Annotated in this window: 18 protein-coding genes; 12 read left to right on the top strand and 6 right to left on the bottom strand. The window is 67.7% G+C overall.

What is annotated here, in order from left to right:
• Position 1: 1 nt before the first annotated feature.
• A complete protein-coding gene (locus tag P2G67_RS08720) occupies positions 2-1567 on the bottom strand; it encodes a gamma-glutamyltransferase (protein ID WP_275822087.1) in 1566 nt (521 codons plus the stop codon).
• Between the two features lie 198 nt (positions 1568-1765).
• Here P2G67_RS08720 and modA point away from each other — a divergent pair, with 198 nt between their 5' ends.
• The 3 genes from modA to P2G67_RS08705 are packed head-to-tail and all read left to right on the top strand — an operon-like array spanning position 1766 to position 4348.
• Positions 1766-2557 (top strand): molybdate ABC transporter substrate-binding protein, encoded by a 792-nt coding sequence (modA, locus tag P2G67_RS08715; RefSeq protein ID WP_275822085.1) that lies wholly within the window; start codon positions 1766-1768, stop codon positions 2555-2557.
• Between the two features lie 5 nt (positions 2558-2562).
• On the top strand, positions 2563-3231 hold the full coding sequence (gene modB / locus P2G67_RS08710) for a molybdate ABC transporter permease subunit (protein ID WP_275822083.1): 669 nt from the start codon (positions 2563-2565) through the stop codon (positions 3229-3231).
• Entirely contained in the window at positions 3224-4348 is a 1125-nt protein-coding gene (locus tag P2G67_RS08705) for an ABC transporter ATP-binding protein (RefSeq protein ID WP_275822081.1), read from the top strand. The genes modB and P2G67_RS08705 overlap by 8 nt, the downstream gene beginning before the upstream one ends.
• On the opposite strand, the gene dapE is transcribed toward P2G67_RS08705, so the two are convergent.
• From dapE to P2G67_RS08690, 3 genes are all read right to left on the bottom strand, one after another.
• Entirely contained in the window at positions 4349-5476 is a 1128-nt protein-coding gene (gene dapE, locus P2G67_RS08700; protein WP_275822203.1) for a succinyl-diaminopimelate desuccinylase, read from the bottom strand.
• A gap of 50 nt (positions 5477-5526) precedes the next feature.
• Positions 5527-6387 carry a 2,3,4,5-tetrahydropyridine-2,6-dicarboxylate N-succinyltransferase gene (gene dapD, locus P2G67_RS08695; protein ID WP_275822079.1) on the bottom strand — a complete coding sequence of 287 codons (861 nt, stop codon included), beginning with the start codon at positions 6385-6387 and terminating at the stop codon, positions 5527-5529.
• Positions 6388-6519: 132 nt separating this feature from the next.
• Entirely contained in the window at positions 6520-7476 is a 957-nt protein-coding gene (locus P2G67_RS08690) for an acetyl-CoA carboxylase carboxyltransferase subunit alpha (RefSeq protein ID WP_275822077.1), read from the bottom strand.
• Between the two features lie 112 nt (positions 7477-7588).
• Between P2G67_RS08690 and P2G67_RS08685 the strand changes: the two genes are divergently transcribed.
• A complete protein-coding gene (locus P2G67_RS08685; RefSeq protein WP_275822075.1) occupies positions 7589-7795 on the top strand; it encodes a DUF6494 family protein in 207 nt (68 codons plus the stop codon).
• A gap of 4 nt (positions 7796-7799) precedes the next feature.
• Here P2G67_RS08685 and P2G67_RS08680 read toward each other — a convergent pair whose 3' ends face one another.
• A complete protein-coding gene (locus P2G67_RS08680) occupies positions 7800-10442 on the bottom strand; it encodes an AMP-binding protein (RefSeq protein ID WP_275822073.1) in 2643 nt (880 codons plus the stop codon).
• 115 nt (positions 10443-10557) lie between these two features.
• Between P2G67_RS08680 and P2G67_RS08675 the strand changes: the two genes are divergently transcribed.
• The 5 genes from P2G67_RS08675 to P2G67_RS08655 all read left to right on the top strand — a co-directional run bounded on the left by P2G67_RS08675 (position 10558) and on the right by P2G67_RS08655 (position 15216).
• Positions 10558-11316 carry a gamma-glutamyl-gamma-aminobutyrate hydrolase family protein gene (locus tag P2G67_RS08675; protein WP_275822071.1) on the top strand — a complete coding sequence of 253 codons (759 nt, stop codon included), beginning with the start codon at positions 10558-10560 and terminating at the stop codon, positions 11314-11316.
• Positions 11317-11651: 335 nt separating this feature from the next.
• Positions 11652-12458 (top strand): exodeoxyribonuclease III, encoded by an 807-nt coding sequence (xth, locus tag P2G67_RS08670; RefSeq protein ID WP_275822069.1) that lies wholly within the window; start codon positions 11652-11654, stop codon positions 12456-12458.
• Positions 12459-12468: 10 nt separating this feature from the next.
• Positions 12469-13023, top strand: coding sequence for a hypothetical protein (locus P2G67_RS08665; RefSeq protein WP_275822067.1), 555 nt, complete (start codon positions 12469-12471; stop codon positions 13021-13023).
• A 56-nt stretch (positions 13024-13079) separates the two neighbouring features.
• Positions 13080-13808, top strand: coding sequence for a pyrimidine 5'-nucleotidase (locus P2G67_RS08660; protein WP_275822066.1), 729 nt, complete (start codon positions 13080-13082; stop codon positions 13806-13808).
• A 49-nt stretch (positions 13809-13857) separates the two neighbouring features.
• Positions 13858-15216, top strand: coding sequence for a TldD/PmbA family protein (locus tag P2G67_RS08655; protein WP_275822064.1), 1359 nt, complete (start codon positions 13858-13860; stop codon positions 15214-15216).
• 213 nt (positions 15217-15429) lie between these two features.
• On the opposite strand, the gene P2G67_RS08650 is transcribed toward P2G67_RS08655, so the two are convergent.
• On the bottom strand, positions 15430-16632 hold the full coding sequence (locus tag P2G67_RS08650; RefSeq protein WP_275822062.1) for an acyl-CoA dehydrogenase family protein: 1203 nt from the start codon (positions 16630-16632) through the stop codon (positions 15430-15432).
• Between the two features lie 152 nt (positions 16633-16784).
• Between P2G67_RS08650 and P2G67_RS08645 the strand changes: the two genes are divergently transcribed.
• The 3 genes from P2G67_RS08645 to P2G67_RS08635 all read left to right on the top strand — a co-directional run bounded on the left by P2G67_RS08645 (position 16785) and on the right by P2G67_RS08635 (position 19432).
• Positions 16785-17525, top strand: a complete 741-nt coding sequence (locus P2G67_RS08645) for a TetR/AcrR family transcriptional regulator (protein ID WP_275822060.1) — start codon at positions 16785-16787, stop codon at positions 17523-17525.
• Between the two features lie 198 nt (positions 17526-17723).
• The gene (locus P2G67_RS08640) at positions 17724-19154 is read left to right on the top strand and encodes an arylsulfotransferase family protein (protein ID WP_275822058.1); all 1431 of its coding nucleotides are present in this window, start codon (positions 17724-17726) and stop codon (positions 19152-19154) included.
• Positions 19151-19432, top strand: a complete 282-nt coding sequence (locus P2G67_RS08635) for a selenoprotein S family protein (RefSeq protein ID WP_275822056.1) — start codon at positions 19151-19153, stop codon at positions 19430-19432. Before P2G67_RS08640 ends, P2G67_RS08635 begins: the two co-directional genes overlap by 4 nt.
• Positions 19433-19436: the final 4 nt, after the last annotated feature.

The raw sequence follows: 19436 nt of genomic DNA, 5'->3' as shown, positions 1-19436 counted from the left end.
GTCAGGCCGAGGGCACCTCGTCCTCCGACACCGCTTCCGCCCAGGGATGCAACGGCTCCACAGCGCCGTGGTTGCGCCCCTGCTCGCGCAGCACCGCCAGCGCGGTGGCATAGTTGTTGGGTGCGAAGCCCGCCGCGCCCGTCTGCACCGGATGTACTGCCGCCAGGGCCGAACGGATCGAGGGGTCGAGCCGCGGATCGACGGTCACCAGGTCCGGGCCACTGACATCGATGCGTGGCTGATGCAGGGCCTCTTCCAAGGTCATTCCGCCCACACCCAGCATCAGGCCGAGTTGGGTCATGGCCGGGATGATCTTGCGCCCGCCCGAGGCGCCGATGGCAAAGCTCCGCTCCGGGGTCACGCCGAGCACCGGCACATAGTTGGAGAGCGTACGCTTGTCCGGTCCCAGCGAGTTGGGCCGGCCCGGTCGCGGATCGAACCAGTTGATGCCGTTGTTCATCAGGATGCCGCTGGACGGCAGCGTCACCTTCGAGCCGAAGACCGAAAGCAGGGTCTGGGTCAGCGTCACCATGTTGCCGGCGCGATCCACCACTGAGATGTGCGTGGTGCAGGAGGGGCCGCGCGCCCCGTCCACGTCGCCCAGGTGCGACAGGCGGTGGGCGAAGGCCTCACGCAGCGCCTCGGCAACCGCGAGGTAGAAGGCCCCGTCCGGCGCTCCGCCGGTCCAGCTCTCGCCCAGCCGCGTCACAGCACGCGCCAGCGTGGGTCCGCCGTTCAGTTCCGGCAGCACGTGCAGCGCCGCCTGGCCGCGGGAGACCGTGAGCGGCTCGACTTCGCGCGCCTGATAGCCGCGCAGGTCCTCGGCGCTGAGGCAGCCTCCCGCCGCCTGGACATCGGCCACGATGCGCGCAGCCAGTTCGCCTTCGTAGAAATCCCGCGCCCCGGCCTTTGCCAGATGCTGCAGCGTTTCGCGTAGCTTGGAGTTGGGCAGGCAGACCGCCGGCTGGAGCTGGGCCGGGGGGTGGCCGTCGCGCAGATAGAGCGCTGCGCTGGCCTCATTCTGCGCCAGATCCCCGCTGTGCTGGGCAATCTGCAGCAGGGAGAACCAGTCCAATGGCACGCCCCGCTCCGCCAGCAGGATTGCGGGCGCCAGGGCGGCCTCCCAGGAGAGCGTGCCCAAAGCCTGTAGCACCGCGGCCATGCCGGCTACCTGCCCCGGCACCGCGATGGCCGTGCCGCCGCGCAGGTTGCGCGAGTCCTTGACCAGGGGCCAGCCAAACAGGTCGGCGTCCTCGCCCTCGACCACGGGGTAGCCGGCCGGGTCGAGCGCCTTGGGCGTGCGCATGCCGAAATCCCAGGCTCGCACCCGGCCGCTGGCCGCATCGCGATGCAGCAACAGGCCACCGCCGCCGACTCCGCTCATCCAGGGCTCGACCACGCCGATGGCAAAGGCCGTCGCAACTGCCGCATCCACCGCATTCCCGCCCCCTGCGAGCGCGGCCGCTCCGGCCTGCGCCGCCAGGCGATTTTGGGCCGCAACGATGCCGCCCGCGCTCACAACAGCGGGCTTGGTTACGGTCTGCTGGTGGGAGAAGCTGTCGGCCATGATGATCTTATCCTGTTGTTGAGAGCTTGCGATCTGACCCCTCGTTGGGCCATGCCGCCACACGCTAGGCTAGTTTGCGCAGCCCCTGGGCCGCAAGATACTGTCTGCTCAGCCCGTTCCACGCTTTTTGCCGAGAACACCCTTCCGCCGTGGCGCGCCTCGTTATATCCTCCGGAACATAACGACGGGGGAGCTCCCATGCACCGACTGTTGCCTATGGTCATTGTCGCCGCTCTTGCGCTCCTGCCCTGGCGCACCGCGATGGCGCAGGCCTTGGTTGCTGCGGCCTCGGACCTGCAGTTTGCGCTGAGCGAACTGGCCGAGGCTTTCGAGCGCGACAGCGGAGAGCCGCTGCGCCTGGTGTTCGGGTCTTCCGGCAATCTCACGCGCCAGATCGCCAATGGCGCTCCCTTCGAACTCTTCCTCTCGGCTGACGAAGCTTATGTGGAACGCCTGGTCGAGGGCGACCACACACGTGATGACGGTGCGCTCTATGCTCAGGGGCGGCTGGTTCTGTTGCTGCCAGCCGGCTCGCCCCTGTTCGAGGACGGCGCGGTGGATGACCTGAGGCTGGAAGACCTGGGGGAAGCCGTTGCGGCAGGGCACTTGACCCGACTGGCGATCGCCAACCCCGAACACGCCCCCTATGGTCGGGCCGCCCGCGAGGCCCTGGAGGCAAGCGGCGTGTGGGAGGCGCTGCAGCCCACGCTCGTCCTGGGCGAGAACGTCTCCCAGGCCGCGCAGTTCGCGCTCACCGGCGCAGCGCAGGGCGGCCTGGTCGCCTACTCCCTGGTGCTGGCGCCCACCATGGAAGGCCGCGGCGACTATGCCTTGATCGACGAAACGCTGCACAGCCCCTTGCGCCAGCGCATGGTGCTGACCCGCAAGGCCGGCGCGGTTGCCGAAGCCTTCTACGACTATCTGCAGACAGAAGAGGCGCGTGATCTGCTCGACCGCTATGGCTTCGCTCTGCCCGACGCTGTGGAGTAGCCGGCTTGGATTGGCAGGCCTTCAGCCTCTCCCTGGAACTCGCAGCTTGGACCACACTGGTCCTGCTGCCGCTTGCGCTGCTGGCGGCCCGGGCACTGGCCTGGCATCGCTTCCCGGGTCAGTCGCTGGTGCAGGCGTTGATCGCCCTGCCTTTGCTGCTGCCGCCTACGGTGCTGGGCTTCTACCTGCTGAGCGCGTTCGGCAGTGGCACCTGGTTGGGGCGCGCCTATGAGGCAGTCTTCGGCGGGTCGTTGGTCTTCACCTTCGAAGGCCTGCTGCTCGCCTCGATCATCTTCAACATTCCCTTTGCCGTGCAGCCGATGCAGCGCGGCTTCGAAGCCGTAAGCCGCGAGGTGCGCGAGGCGGCTTGGTGCAGCGGCATGAGCGCCTGGAAAACCTTCCTGCGCATCGAACTGCCGCTGGCCTGGCCCGGCATCCTCTCCGCCCTGGTGCTGACATTCGCCCACACCCTGGGGGAGTTCGGCGTGGTGCTGATGGTCGGCGGCAACATTCCGGGCGAAACGCGCACCATCGCCATTGCCATCTACGACCGGGTGCAGGCCTTCGATGAGCCGGCAGCAGCCATCATGGCCGCCACGCTGCTGGGCTTCTCGCTCGCGGCCATCGCCCTGGTGCATGGCCTCAGCGGCCGGGTGGGGCAAGGACGTGGCTGAGGGTGGCGAGGGTCTGCGCGCGCAGCTCAATCAGCGCCGCCCCATCCCCCTGCAGGCGGAGCTCTCGGCGGCGCCGGGCGAACTGGTGGCCCTGGTCGGCCCCTCGGGCAGCGGCAAGTCCACGCTGCTGCGCTGCCTGGCTGGTCTGTACCGCGCCGCCGGTGGCTGGATCGCGGTCAACGGCGAAACCTGGTTCGACAGCGCGCAGCGCCTCTTTCGCAGTCCGCAGGAGCGGCGTTGCGGCCTCGTGTTCCAGCACTACGCGCTTTTCCCGCATCTCAGTGCCCGGGACAACGTAGCGGCGGCGCTGGGCCACCTGCCTCGGAGCGAGCGGCGTGCACGCGCCGAACAACTGCTGGCCATGGTGCATCTCGCAGGGCTGGAGCATCGCCCCCCGGGAGCACTCTCCGGTGGGCAGCAGCAGCGCGTGGCCCTTGCCCGCGCGCTGGCCCGCGAGCCGCGGGTTCTGCTGCTGGACGAGCCCTTTTCCGCCGTGGATCAGGTCACCCGACGCAAGCTGCAGCGCGAACTGGCACAGCTTCGACGCTTGCTGGGCATTCCCATCGTTCTGGTCACCCACGACCTGGAAGAGGCCGCGGCGTTGGCCGATCGCATGGTCATCCTCCACCAGGGCCGCAGCCTGCAGGAGGGGCCTCCCCGCGAGGTTCTGACCCGCCCCAACAGTGCTGCCGTGGCCCGGCTGGTGGATCTGCGTAACCTCTACAGCGGCGAGATCGTGGAGCAGCGCCCCGATCAGGGCTTCACGCTGCTGCGCTGGGGGGAGCGGGTGCTGGAAGCCCGCCATCGACCGGAGTTCCGGCCAGGCCAGGCAGTGAGCTGGGTCATCCCGCCCGGCAGCGTGATACTGCACCGGCGCGATCGTCCCTCACGCGGCGAGCGGGAGAATCCGGTGGAAGCCACAGTGGCGGAGATGGTGGAACTGGGCGAAACCTGCTCCCTGGAACTGCGCACGCAAGCGCCGCAGGCCTCCGCGATCAGCCTGGCGCTGCCGACCCACGTGGCGCGGCGCAATGGCTTGGCGCCGGGCGAGGCGGTGCGGGTTTCCCTGCTGGCCGACGCCATTCATCTGATGGAGCACGACCCGATGGTCGAATGATCACCCAGCGTCGAAGACTCGCTCCAGCACCCGCTCGTAGATGCGGCTCAGGGCAACGATGTCACCGGCAGCCACCCGTTCGTTGACCTGGTGCATGGTCTGGCCGACGAGGCCGAACTCCACCACCGGGCTGTAGGCGCGGATGAAGCGGGCATCGGAGGTGCCGCCGCTGGTGGAAAGCTCCGGCTTGCGCCCGGTCTCGTTCTCGACCGCCTGTGCCACGGCCTCGGCCAGCGGCCCCGGCGGGGTGAGGAAGCATTCGCCGGAGACGCGCACATCCAGCTCCCAGCCCTGATCCACCTGCGCCAGGCGCTCGCGGATCCAGGCCTCCAGGGAAGCGCCCGTCCAGTGGTCGTTGAAGCGCACGTTGAAGACGGCGCGAGCCTGAGCCGGAATGACATTGGTCGCGGGATTGCCTACGTCGATGCTGGCAATCTGCAGGCTGGAGGGCTGGAAGTGCTCGCTGCCGGCATCCAGCGGCTCGGCGATCAGCGCCTGCAGCAGTGGCACGATGCGGTGGCAGGGATTGTCCGCCAGGTGGGGGTAGGCGATGTGCCCCTGCTTGCCCTGGACCGTCAGACGCCCGGTGAGGCTGCCGCGCCGGCCGATCTTGACCATGTCGCCCAGTTCCAGGGGATTGGTCGGCTCACCCACCAGGCAGGCATCAATGCGCTCGCCCCGCTCGGCCAACCACTCAAGCACCTTGCGGGTGCCATTGATGGAAGGACCCTCCTCGTCGCCGGTGATTAGCAGCGAAATGCTGCCCGGCACCTCGCCCACACGGGCAAGATGCGCGGCGACGGCAGTCACGAAGGCGGCAATGGCGCCCTTCATGTCGGCGGCCCCGCGGCCGATCACCTGTCCTTCGCGCAGCGTCCCGGCGAAGGGATCCACCTCCCAGGCCTCAGCCTCGCCGGGCGGCACCACGTCGGTGTGTCCGGCAAAGCAGAAATGGGGGGCACCTTCCCCCAGCTTGGCCCAGAGATTGTCCACCGGAGCGGTGCCCGCCTCCTCGAAGGGCAGGCGGGTGCAGACAAAGCCAAGGGCCTCAAGTTCCTGCTGCAGCAGATCGAGTGCCCCACCCTCCGCCGGCGTCACGCTGGGACAGCGGATGAGGCGCAGCGTCATGTCGACGGGGTCGAGCGGGCGATGGGTGCCGGCGGCGGTCACGACCGGCCTCAGGTCCGCAGCAGTTCGTTGATCGCCGTCTTGGCGCGGGTGCGCTCGTCCACGCGCTTGACGATCACCGCACAGTAGAGCCCCGGCCCCGGCGAGCCGTCCGGCAGCGGCTTGCCCGGAATGGTGCCCGGCACCACCACGGAATAGGACGGCACCTCGCCGACGAAGACCTCGCCGCTGTTGCGGTCGATGATCTTGGTCGAGGCGCCAATGAACACGCCCATGGAGAGCACCGAGCCCTCGCGCACGATGACGCCTTCAACCACCTCGGAGCGGGCGCCGATGAAGCAGTTGTCCTCGATGATCACCGGGCCGGCCTGCAGCGGCTCCAGCACGCCGCCGATGCCCACGCCGCCGGAGAGATGGACGTTCTTGCCGATCTGCGCGCAGGAGCCAACAGTCACCCAGGTGTCCACCATAGTGCCGCTGTCCACATAGGCGCCAAGATTGACGAAGCTCGGCATCAGCACCACGCCGGGCGCCACATAGGCCGAGTGGCGCACCGTGCAGTTTGGCACGGCGCGGAAACCGGCCTTGCGGAAGTGCTCATCGCTCCAGCCTGCGAACTTGGAGGGGACCTTGTCAAACCAGTAGGACGCGCCGCGGTCAATATCCCGCGGGCCTCCGCCGATCAGGCTCATGTCATTGAGGCGGAAGGAGAGCAGCACCGCCTTCTTCAGCCACTGATTGACTGTCCAGTTACCCTCGTCGTCGCGCTCGGCAACGCGGAAGCGCCCACTGTCCAGGCCTTCCAGCGCCAGTTCCACGGCATCGCGCACCACACCACCGGTTTCCACGCTGACTTTATCGCGCTCGTCCCAGGCGGTTTCGATAGCCTGCTTCAGATCTTCGTTCTGCATGGCCGCGGTGGCACTCCCAATTGATGATGGCCCGATTGATGGTGGCCCGATTGATGGTGGCCCGATTGATGGTGGGCGGAATGGCGAGAAAATTGGCCAGGGTCTGCTGGCTGTCAACCAAACCGCTGCGGGTCAGCTCAGTCCCTTCTGGCCCATGTCGAGATACTTCTGTCGCCGGTTTCGACGCAGGCTCACAGCGTCCTGGCCTTCGAGGCGCTGGAGTGCGGCTTCCACCGCCTCGCCGACAGCGGCAATGGTTTCCTCGCGGCCGCGGTGGGCACCGCCCAGCGGCTCGGGCACGATGGCGTCGATTACCGCCAGGGCCTTGAGGTCCTGCGCCGTCAGCTTGAGCGCCTCGGCGGCCTCCTGCGCCTGCTCGGAGGAGCGCCAAAGGATCGAGGCACAGCCCTCGGGCGAGATCACCGAGTAGATGGCGTGCTCAAGCATCAGCACCTCGTCGGTGGTCGCCAGCGCGATGGCCCCGCCGGAGCCGCCCTCGCCCACGATCACAGAGACCAGCGGCACGTCGAGCTGCAGGCTGATATCCATGCAGCGCGCGATGGCCTCGGCCTGCCCGCGCTCCTCGGCACCGACGCCGGGATAGGCGCCGGCGGTATCCACCAGGGTGAGCAGCGGCACGCCGAAGCGCTGGGCCAACTGCATCAGGCGCTGGGCCTTGCGGTAGCCTTCAGGCCGCGCCATGCCGAAGTTGTGGGCGACCCGGCTGTTGGTGTCGCTGCCCTTCTCCTGCCCCATGACCACGACAGTGCGGCCGTTGAAGCGCCCGAAGCCGCCGACGATGGCCTTGTCCTCGCCGTAGAGCCGGTCGCCGGCCAGCGGCATGAAGTCCTCGACCAGGCTCTCGATGTAGTCCTTGACGTGGGGCCGCTCAGGGTGACGCGCGACAAGGCACTTTTGCCAGGGCGTGAGCTTGGCATAGAGCGTCTTGAGCTGCCGCTCGGCCTTCGCCTGCATGCGCCCGACCTCGTCGGCGATGTTGAGCTCGTCGTCGCCGGAGAGATGGCGCAGTTCCTCGATCTTGTTCTCGAGTTCCGCGACCGGCTTTTCGAATTCCAGATAGTGTTTCATGATGCTCGGCAATAGCACGATGCGATGGCCAGCGCACGCGGCCGGCGCTCCTGTGCCATGTCCGCCCCCCCTGCGCAACCCGCTGCAGCAGTGAACTCAAGGAGATGCAGAGATGGACGAAGATCGGTTCAACATGGAAATGCGCAAGTTTCTCAAGAAGGTCGGCGTGACTTCCCAGCGCGCGATCGAGGAGGCTGTGCGCGAAGGCCTCGACAGCGGAAAGCTCGAAGGCAAGGAAACAGTGAAGGCGCGCGTGGTGCTCACCATCGAGGGCCTGGACGTCACGCACGAGGTCGACGGCGACATCGGCTTTCGCTGAGCCCTTACCTTTTGGCGGGCGGCGCCAGCGCGGCGACAGCCGCGCGCAGGTGGTCGGCAATGGCCTGGGCATCGTCCAGCGCCGCCAGTGACTGCGCCTCCAGCGCCGGCCCTGCCGTCACCGTCACCTTCCCCGGCCGGGGGAAGCTGGCATGGCGCGGCATGACCTCGAAGGTGCCGTCGATATAGAGTGGGACCGCCGTCACCGGCTGCGCCAGCAGCAGGTGCCCCACACCCGACAGGAAGCTCTGCAAGCGTCCATCCGGTGAACGCCAGGATTCCGGGAACCAGACCAGCGATTCGCCCCGGCGCAGCGTTTCAGCACCATAGGAGAGCGTGGTCGAGGGGTCGCGCTCGTCCACCGGGAAGATCCGCGCCGCCCGGCTGACCAGCCGCATCACCGGGCTGTGAAAGAGGCGGCTGCGCTCACCGGACCAGCGCAGGCTCTGCAGCCGGCGATAGCCCAGGGCGGCCGCCATCACCGGCGGGTCGAGGTCGCTCAGGTGGTTCACGACATAGAGAACCGGCCCCGCATCGGCGGGCGGCAAGGGCTCGCCGCGCAGTTCCAGCCGGAAGTAGAGGCGCTGCACCACGGCGTTGAGGCCATAGAGCAGGGTGCCGAGCGCTCGCATACCCGGCCCGCGCGGTCGCAGCCACTCGGCCTCCTCCTCGGCGAGAGGTCGGATCAGGGCGCGCTCGCTGGCGCCCTCCTCGAGCGGCTTCACTTGGGCCAGCAGGTCCCTGACCGAGAGAATTTCCGCCGTCACCGCCGTGGGGAGGGTCAGCCCGAAGCGGCTTTCCAGCTCCATGCTCAAGGTGACCCACTCCAGGGAATCAATTCCAAGGTCCAGACCCGGGGAGGCGTCCAGGCTGACCGGCCGCTCGGGGTAACGCGACTTGAGGAAGGCCAAGAGTTCACGCCGCCGCCCCTCATTGAGAAAGGCCTCCTCCTCAGCCGTTAGCGGGGCATCGGCGGCAGGACGCTGTTCCCCGGCGCGGATGCGACGGTAGAGTTCCGGCAGCTTGAAACGCTGGTACTTGCCCAGGCGGGTGCGCGGGAGCGGCTCGCGGCTGAGCGCAAAGCCGGCCAGGCGCTGGTAGGGCGCGAGACTGGCTCCCTGCTCCGCCAGGGCTGCGCGGATGACCGGCTCCACGGCCGTACCGGCTGCGGTCGCCGCAGCCATGTCGGGCACCACCACGGCCACCAGCGCGCCCCGCTCCTCCATGACGGCGATCTCCTCGATCACCGGGCTTTCGCGATAGACCGCCTCCACCTCTTCCGGAAAGACGTTCTTGCCGCCGCCGAGGACCAGCATCTCCTTCACGCGGCCGTGGATGTAGACAAAGCCCTCCGCATCCAAGCGCCCCAGATCTCCGGTGCGGAACCAGCCGTCCTCGGTGAAGACGCCTTCATTGACCTCCGGTCCGCCGCGATAGCCGCTGAACAGGGAGCCGCCGCGAGCCTGAAGCTCGCCCACTCCCTCGGCATCGGGCTCGGCCACGCGCAGTTCGACGCCCGGCAAGGCCTTGCCTTCGCTGCCGATGCGCTTTTCCGGGCCGCCGTGGTTGTAGCTCAGCACCGAGGCGCTTTCGGCCAGCCCCCAGCCGCTGCGTGTGTCCCAGCCCAGGGCATCGAGCTTCCAGATGATATCGGCGTCGAACTTCGCGCCGCCGGAAGCGAGCAGCCAGAGGTCGGGCGCGATGCGCTGGTGCAGCGAGCCGAAAAGCCGGCGCCCGATGCGCCAGCCGAAGCGGCGCAGACAGAAGTGCGACAGGGCGAAGAGCGTGCGAAAGGCCAGGCGCTGCAGCCGAGGCTGCTGCGCCACCCGCCCCTCCAGGCCCGCCAGGATGGCTGCGAAAAGCCGCGGGACACCCAGAAGCACTGTAGCGCGCGCCACCTTGAGCGCGGTCATGATCTGCGGCCCCGTGACCCCTTCGGGCAGCACCAGGATGGCGCGACTGCCCAGGCCGACCCCGATGCCGATGGTCAAGGGAAAGACGTGGTGCAGCGGCAGGGGCATCACCACCCGATCCCGGTCGGTCACGATCTGCCGCTCGACCATGGCGGAGATGTTGTGCAGCAGATTGGCGTGGCTGAGAAAGAAAGACTTGGGCGTACCGGTGGTCCCGGAAGTGTAGACCTGGATCATCGGGTCGTCCGCCGCAATCGGCGGCAGCGGCTCCGGGGCATCGGCCAGCAGGTCCTGCCAATGCGGCGCCGGGTCGCCCTCCGCTTCCCCGTCCAGGCGAATCAGGTCGAGATCCCCCGAGACAGCCCGAACGCGGGCGAGGAAGGCGCCGGAGACGAAGGCACGACGCGCACCCGAGTCCGGCAGCAGCACTTTCAGTTCCGCATCGCTGGTAAGCTCATCCAGCGCCACGCCGATCGCGCCCAAGGCCGCCAGCGCGAGACGCACCGTCACCCAGTCCAGCGAATTGGGCGCGAAGAGCAGCACCGGCTCCCCTGGCTGCACGCCCCGACGGTGCAGGCCCGCGGCCAGGCGCAGCGCGCGCTCGGAGAGTTCGCGGTAGCTGAGCGTCTCGATCTGCTCGCCCTGCACCGTCTGCACCGCCGGCACGTCGCCCACCTCGGCGAGCGCGGTCACAAACTCCCGGAACGTCGGCCCAAGTGCGGATGAGTCGGTCATCTCTCCTCCCTTGATCACCCTGGTCGCACAGCAGAGTGTAAACCGCAGAGGTGGTGCGGCCCATGGTCGCGGCAAAGGCCTTGTTTCCCGAGCGCCCCGGCGCTAGCTACGGATCATGCAGCGCAAACCTCTCATCGGCCTGCCGGCCTGCGTGCGCAGTCTGGACGGGCAGAGCTTCCACACCATCGGCGACAAGTACGTGCGCGCCGTGGCCCTGGCCGCCGATGCGGTGCCGGTCATGCTCCCCTCCCTGGGCGAACTGCTGGACATTCCGGCTGCGCTCGAGGGCCTGGACGGCGTCCTGCTCACCGGCAGCCCCTCCAACGTGCACCCCAGCCACTTCGGACAGGAGGCCACGCCCGAGCACGCACCCCACGACGAGGCGCGCGATGCCACCACCTTGCCGCTGATCGAGGCGACGTTGGCGGCTGGCCTGCCGCTCTTCGCCATCTGCCGCGGCATGCAGGAACTCAACGTGGCCTTGGGCGGCACGCTGCACCCGCGGGTGCATGAACTGTCCGGGCGCCTCGACCATCGCCGGCCGCAGCACGATGACATGGACGTGCAGTACGGCAAGCGCCACAGCATCGCGCTCACGCCGGGCGGCCTGCTCCACGCCGTCGCCGGGGCGGAGATGGCCGAGGTGAACTCGCTGCACTGGCAGGCCGTGGACCGGCTGGCGCCGCGCCTGAGCGTCAACGCCACGGCTCCCGACGACACGATCGAGGCAGTGGAGGTACGCGACGCCAAGGGCTTTGCGCTAGGCGTTCAGTGGCACCCGGAATACAAGGTCATGGACGACCCACTCTCGGTGGCGATTTTCCAGCGATTCGCAGCGGAGGCACGCGCTTACGGGGAGCGGAAAGGCCGCTGAGCCGGCCGCTTGGGCGAGAGGAAGCGCAATAGTTGGCACAGGAATCCGGCAGGGCTCCCGGCGATTAACACTTTTTAATGTGACCCATCCTATTGCAGTCTCGTACGCTGCGCTTAAATATTGTGTCAAGGAGGCGCCGCAAAGGATGCCTTCCGATCGTGGGAGAATGAGGTCCCCTGCCAAAGACTCCCACAACTCCGCGGAGCGATGGAACGCCCGGCTGCCCCCCGACCGGGCGTTCCTTTTGCCCGGGTCTCGCCCGCCTCGGATGACAAGCCGCGCCGCCTTGGGTACAAGGCCGGTCGTGACCATCCGGGGTGGGAGGAGATCGGCTCTTGAGCCTTCGCATCGTCAGCTGGAACGTCAATTCGATCCGTCAACGTCTGGACCACGTGGCGCGCTTCGTCGCCGAGTGGCAGCCGGACGTGCTTTGCCTGCAGGAAACCAAGGTTCGTGATGAGAACTTTCCGGCCAGCGACCTGGCGGAGATGGGCTTCACGCATCAGGTGATCCGCGGGCAGAAGGCCTACAATGGCGTGGCCATTCTCTCCCGCCTGCCCTTCGAGGCGCAGGATCACCGCATCTGGTGCAGCAAGGACGACAAGCGTCATCTGAGCGTCACGCTGGCCGGTGGCAGCGCCGGGCCCATCGAACTGCATAACTTCTACGTCCCCTCGGGCGGACCAACCCCCGACCGCGAGGCCAACGACAAGTTCGGCCACAAGCTGGATTTCCTCGAGGAAATGGCCGCCTGGGCCCGGGTGCACGCCCGCGGCCGGCGTTTGCTGCTGGTTGGCGACCTCAATGTGGCCCCGCTGGAAAACGACGTCTGGAACCACAAGCGCCTGGTGCGCTCCGTCGGCCACACCCCGATGGAGTCCGAACGCATGGCCAACCTGCTGGAGGCCGGTGCACTCACCGATGTGGGGCGCCACTTCGTGCCGCCGGACCAACCCCTCTACACTTGGTGGGGCTATCGCTTCCCGCAGTCCCTGGAACGCAACTATGGCTGGCGCCTGGATCACGCCCTGGCCTCGGAGCCGCTGCACGACGCCCTCGTCCGCATGGAGGTGGTCAAGGCGACCCGCGCCTGGGAGAAGCCCTCGGACCACGTGCCGCTGCTGGTCGAGATCGCCACCTGAAGGACGGGTCATGAGCCAGGTGCCGCACGAAACGGTCCACTATCGCTACCCGCCGCGGCGGCTGCTGGGCGACTATCTGCGCGCCGGCGTGGGCACGACCTTCTGCCTCTTCGTGCTGCTCGCCGCCGAGCCCATGCCCTTCCTCTTGTGGCTCTTCCTGGGCTTAGGCGGCATCTTCCTGGCGTTCGGGCTCTATACCGCCCGGTTGCAGCTCACCCACGTCGCCCTCAACCAGGAGGGCATCGCCACCCACGGCCTCGGCCGGCGGCAGTTGGCCTGGGAGGGAATCGAGCGGTTGCGCCTGCGCTACTTCGGTTCGCGCCGCCAGCGCAAACAGGGCGCCGGCTCGCTGGAACTCACGCTCTGGGGCCGCAGCGGCAAGCTGAAGTTCGACGGCCAGGTCGAGGGCTTCCGCGACATCGCCTGGCACGCGCTGCAGGCCGCCCGCCGGCGCGACCTGCCGCTGGACGAGGCGACCGCCGACAATCTCGCCTCGCTCGGTCTCGACCCCGAGCGCAACCCGCCGCGCCCGCCACTCGATCAGCGATCTCTCGGCAGCCTGTAGACCCAACACCGCTGAGGAGGCTTGCCTTCCGGCGGCGCCGGGGCCACCTTTCCGGCATGCGCGAGACCTCTTCCACCTCCCTCATTTCGACGCGTCCCCTGCCCCAACGGGAAGAGGTGGACGTCTGGCTGTTCGATCTGGACAACACCCTCTATCCCGCCGCCTGCAATCTCTTCCCGCAGGTCGAGCGGCGCATGGGCGAGTTCATCTGTCAGCACTTCGAGCTGGCGCATGCAGACGCCAAGGCGCTGCAGAAGCGGCTGTTCCACGAGCACGGCACCACGCTGCGCGGCCTGATGAACGAGCATGGCATCGACGCCCGCGCGTTCCTGGACTTCGTGCACGATGTCGACCTCTCGGCCATAGAGGCCAACCCGGAGATGAACGACATCCTGACGCAGCTGCCGGGCCGCAAGCTGATCTTCACCAACGCCGACCAGCCCTACAGCGAGAAGGTGTTGGACCGCATGGGCATCGCGCATCACTTCGAGGCGATCTTCGACATTGTGGCAGCGGAATATGTGCCGAAGCCGAGCGATGCGCCCTATGACCAGCTGCTGGAGCGTTTCAACATCGACCCGCGCCGCACCGTCTTTTTCGAGGACTCCGCGCGCAACCTGAAGCCGGCGCACGAGCGCGGCATGACCACGGTCTGGATCGAGCACGACGCGCCCTGGAGCCGCGCGGGGCTTTCCGAGGCCTCGGCGGACACCGCCAGCACCCTGCCCGACTGGGTGCATCACCGTGGTGACGATCTGCGCGACTGGCTGCGCGCCTTGCCCTGAACCGCCCCCACCCTCTCCGTCTGCCACCCGAAGCCTTGCAAGGACGCCCATGACCCAGGATCCCGAACGCATCGCCGCCGCCGACACCGCGCTGGTGGAGCAGTTGGTGGAGCGGGCAAAAGCCGCCGGCGCCGAGGCGGCCGACGCCATCCTGCTGCGCTCGACGGCCATCTCCCACGCGCAGCGCCTGGGCGAAGTGGAGCGGCTGGAACGCGAGGAAAGCCTGGACCTGGGTCTGCGGGTGCTGATCGGCCGGCGCCAGGCCATGGTCTCCACCACCGACCACGATGCCGACAGCCTGAGCGCCCTGATCGAACGCGCGGTGGCCATGGCCAAGGTCGTACCGGAAGACCGCTGGTGCGGCCTGGCCGAGCCGGAGCAGCTCGCTCACGATCATCCCGACGTGGAATCCAATGACCCCGTGGAGCCCACTCCGGAGGCACTGATCGAGCGCGCCCGCGCCTGCGAGGAAGCGGCGCGCGCCGTGCCGGGCATCACCAACTCCGAAGGGGCCGAAGCAAGTTGGGGCTCGACCCGCGTGTCCCTGGCCGCCACCAACGGCTTCCGCGGCACCTACGTCGGCTCGCGCCACTCGGTGGGAGTCTCGGTGCTGGCCGGCGAAGGCCTGGAGATGCAGCGGGACTACGACTTCACCTCCACCGTCTTCGGCGCCGACCTGGAAAACCCTGCAGTGGTGGGACGCCGCGCCGGGGAGCGCGCCGTCGGCCGGCTCAAGCCCCGCAAGCCGCGCACGGCCAAGCTGCCCGTCGTCCTCGACCCGCGCATGGCCTCGGGCTTGCTGCGCTCGCTCATTGGGGCCATCTCCGGCCCGGCGGTGGCGCGCGGCACCTCCTTCCTGAAGGACAAGCTGGGCGAGGCGATCTTCGCGCCGGGCATCCGCATCATCGACGAACCGCACCGGCGCCGCGGCCTGCGCTCGCGCCCCTTCGACGGCGAGGGCCTGCCGACCCGCGAGCAGGCGATCATCGACGACGGCCGCCTGACCACCTGGCTGCTCGACCTGGCCAGCGCCCGCCAGCTTGGCATGGCGCCCACCGGGCATGGCTCACGCGGGGTTTCCGGCCCCCCTGGGCCGAGCTGCTCGAACGTCTGGCTGGCACCCGGCAGCCGCTCGCCGCAGGAGCTGATCGGCGAGATCGAGGAAGGCTTCTACATCACCGAGATGATCGGCATGGGGGTCAACCCCGTCACCGGCGACTACAGCCGCGGCGCCGGCGGCTTCTGGATCGAAAAGGGCGAGATCACCACGCCGGTGAGCGAAGCCACCGTGGCCGGCAACCTGCTCACCATGTACGCCGGCCTCACCCCGGCCAACGATCTCGATCTGCGCTTCGGCATCGATTCGCCCACGGTGCGCATCGACGGCCTGACCGTGGCGGGCGCCTGAGACTGTCTCGGAGCCTCTGCGCGAGAACTTTACGTAATAGTGTCAGGTGCTTGCGGCCTTGCCTCCGAGGCAGGAAGGTGCTGTCGTGCCGAGATCACGACACAAAAACCTAATTTTCGCACAGCACAATAACCTAGAAACAAGACAGCCCCTCACGGCGCACCGGGCGAACCGCTTGGGTTCGCCCGGTAGAACCCTGCGTAGCGGAAGAACTCACACACCCCAGGCCCAGAAGTCCTGGCCTTCCGCCATCAGGTAGCGCGAGAGCACCATCTTGTGCACTTCGGAGGCGCCGTCCACCAGGCGGGCCTGGCGGGCGTAGCGGTACATCCACTCCAGCGGCGTGTCCTTGGAGTAGCCGCGCGCGCCATTGAGCTGGATCGCCGTGTCGACGGCCTGGTGCAGCGCGTCGGCCACCACGATCTTCGCCATGGACACCTCCTTGCGGGCGAAATCGCCGCCATCGAGCTTCCAAGCCGCCTTCATGGTGAGCAGGCGGCCGATCTCGATCTGCATGGCCGCGTCGCCCAGCAGGGTCTGCACGCTTTCGTGGTCGGCCAGCTTCTCGCCGAAAGCGACACGCTCGCTGACATAGGACTGCGCGATCTCCAGCGCCCGCTTGGCCAGGCCGGTCCAGCGCATGCAGTGGGTCAGCCGGGCGGTGCCCAGGCGGATCTGCGTGGCTTTCAGCCCGTCGCCAACCTGCATCAGCAGGTTTTCCTCCGGTATCTCCAGGCCTTCATAGACCAGCTCGCAGTGCCCGCCATGCTCCTCCGGGCCCATGATGGGAATGCGCCGCTCGATGCGCCAGCCAGGATCGTCGCGGTGGTGCAGGAAGCAGCTCAGGCCCTTGCGCGGGTCGTCGGAGGTGCGGGCGACCAGGATAAAGTGCTCCGCCACCTCGGCGCCGGTGATGAACCACTTGCGGCCGTTTATCACCCACTTGTCGCCCTTCTTCTCGGCCCGGGTCAGCATCATGCCGGCCGGATCGGAGCCGGAGCCGGGATCGGGCTCGGTCATCACGAAGGAAGAGCGCACCTTGCCGTCGACGATCGGCTGCAGCCAGTGGTCCTTCTGCGCTGGCGTGCCCACGCGGTTCAGCAGGATCATGTTGCCGTCGTCCGGCGCGGAGGCGTTGAAGCAGACCGGCCCGAAGATCGAGCGGTTCATCTCCTCATAGAGCGCCGCCATGCCGACGACGCCCAGCCCCATGCCGCCACGCTCCTTCGGCATCTGTGGCGACCAGAGGCCGGCCTGCTTGGCCTTCTCCTTGAGCGGCTCCAGGGCATGGGAGGCGATGTTCTCATGTTCGTCATAGGCGGTGGGGTCGGACTCCAGCGGAATGATCTCGGAGTCGACAAAGGCGCGCACCTGCTGGCGCAGGGAGTCGATCTCGGCGGGAAGGGTGAAGTCCATGGCGGAGCTCCTTTCCGATGCGGCGCTCGGACAGGCGCACTGCCGAGCAGGAAATAATAACGAACGTTCGTTATTATTTGCATCGCCCACGCGCCCCTGGCAAGCTCTTTCGCACACACGAGACATACAGGAACTTCGAGGAACCACCAGGCATGGCAGCCGTCCCGGCCGAAAGCAGCGCACCGGACTTCGCCGAAATCCATGGCGTGACGCTGGAGGCGCTCTGCACCCGGCTCTATGAGCGCCATCAGGCACAGATGGACGTGCGCAAGCCGGCGACCGCCGTTGCCAACCTGATGCGTATTGTCGGTGCGACCCTGGCACTGGCCGAGCGTGGCAGCTTTCACGAGATGTCCATGCGCGACCTCAGCCGCGAATCCGGGCTCAGCCTGGGCGCGCTTTACACCTACATCCAGGACAAGGCGGGTTTGCTGGACCTGATGCTCGATGGGGTAACCGACGCGGTGGAGCGGGTGCTGATTGAGCCGGAAGAGACGACGGCAATTGCCCCGGCCGATCCGCACGCTTGCCTGGAACGCTTCATCGACCGCCATGTGCGCCTCACCGAAGCCATGCCAGCCTGGTTCACCTTCGCCTACATGGAGGCCCGGGCCTTTGGCCCCCAGGCCCGCGCGCGGGTGAAGGCAGCGGAAATGCAGACCGAAACCCTGATCCTGGACATCCTGCATGCCGGCTGCGCCCAGGGCGATTTCCGGCTCCAGGATCCGGTGATGACCGCGGCGCTGATCAAGCCGCTGCTGCAGGACTGGTACCTCAAGCGCTGGAAGTACCGGGCCCGGGGCGTCACGCCCGATGCCTATATTGCCGCCCTGCTGGATTTCATCGAACAGGGTCTGGCCGGGCCCGATCGCCCCACCCCCGCCGCGCGATAGCCTCCCGCCGAACCGGCTGCGCCCGCGAACCGCCTCCACGGGCGCCGCCGCGGCTCACTGCAACCGTGCGCCGTTTTTCCCCCGTTTCTGTCACAAGCGAAACGGGACCCCGCGGGGTACGCCTAGTGTCCTTAGAAACATGGCGACATCCGGGACTGATTCTTTGGTTCAGCCGGACGTTTCAGCGGAAGGAGAGGTATGGCATCCCCACAGGCCGATCGCAGAGCGGCGCAACCCAAGGGCACCTCAGCGCTGGATCGGCTGTTCTTTGCCGCGTTCCTGATCGCCCTGCTCGCCATCGCCTTTCTTGCCGGTGCGCTGCTGAGCACGGCGAAGGTCTCCCCCGGCCCGCAGATCGCCCGGGCCTACGAGGCGGGACGGGCGCTCTACACCCAGGCCACGGCCTACGACGACGTGTATTCCGGAGATCTCTGGTACCCGCAGCGCAGCGAGGAGCGCGGGGTCACCCGCATCGACCGCGACCGTGCCCAGGAGGGTCTGACCCTTTACGCCTCCGGTGAGGCCAACCGCGCGCGGCTGATCTCGCTCGAAGGCGAGGTGCTGCATGAGTGGCACCTCCCCTTCAGCGAAATGCTGGCGGAGGGTCATGATTTCCCGCGCCCGCGCCCGGACGACTTCGTCTACTTCCGCAACCTGCATCTCTATCCCAACGGCGACCTGCTGGCAGTTCTCGAGGGTAACGGCGACACGCCCTACGGCTATGCCGTGGCCAAGCTCAATCGGGATTCGGAACTGCTCTGGCTCTACACCGGCCGGGCGCACCATGATCTCACGGTGGGGCCGGACGGGCGCATCTACACGCTGACACACGACATCGTGCAAAAGCGCCTCAAAGGTTTCGATCACTTGGCCAGCGCCTGGCTGGAAGACTATCTCGTGGTGCTCTCGCCCGAGGGCGAGGAAGAACTGAAGCTGCCATTGACCGAGGCCGTCGCCAACTCGCGCTACCAGCACCTGCTTCACACGGTCGCCAGCTATTCTGTGAGCGATCCGCTGCACACCAACGCCGTCAACCTGGTGGGGCCCGAAGCCGCCGAGAACCTGTCCTTCGCCGAGGAAGGCGACGTGATGCTCTCCTTCCGCGAACTCAACGCGATCGGGGTCATCAACCCGGAGCGGGAAGAGCTGGTCTGGGCAACCCGCGGTCCCTGGCTCGGCCAGCACGATGCCGACCCGCTGCCCAACGGCAACATCCTGCTGTTCGACAACTACGGCAACTACCAGTCAGACGAAGGCATTTCCCGGGTGATGGAGTTCGACCCCCGGAGCATGGAAATCGTGTGGGACTACGCTGGCACGCCCGAGGAGCCGCTGGACAGCGCGATCCGCGCCGAACAGCAGCGCCTGGACAACGGCAATACCTTGATCGTCGAGTCCAACGGTGGCCGCATCCTCGAGGTCACCCCGGAGGGCGAGATCGTCTGGGAGTATCTCAACCCGGCGCGCGGCGGCGAGGAAGAGCAGCACATCGCGATCGTCGCTTCCGCCGAACGCCTCAGCCCCGACAGCTTCGAGCCAGACTTCCTGGCCGCGCTCGACCTGAGCGACACGGCCGACCTCGCCGCGTCAACATCCACCCCTATTGATGGGAGAGAGGAAAAACCATGACTAGACATCTCTTTGCAATCGCCGCTGGCGTGCTGGCGCTCAGCCTGCCGCTTGCCGCCCAAGCCTATGTCGGCCCCGGCGCGGGCCTGAGCCTGCTGGGCGCACTTTGGGCGCTGCTGATCGCCCTGGGCACCGCGCTGCTCTTCATCGTCGCCTGGCCGCTGCGCAAGATGCTGCGTCGCCGCCGAGCCGAGCGCGCGGGGACGGTGGCCGAGGATGATGTTGTCCACCATGAACCTGCTCGCGCCGAAGCGCTGGACGCATCGCGACGCTCGTGATGCA

It is taken from the genome of Aquibaculum arenosum, assembly GCF_029222965.1.
Classification (GTDB): domain Bacteria; phylum Pseudomonadota; class Alphaproteobacteria; order Kiloniellales; family DSM-21159; genus Aquibaculum; species Aquibaculum arenosum.
Note: the sequence above shows the minus strand (reverse complement) of the source record. Positions and strands in the feature narration are given on the sequence as shown.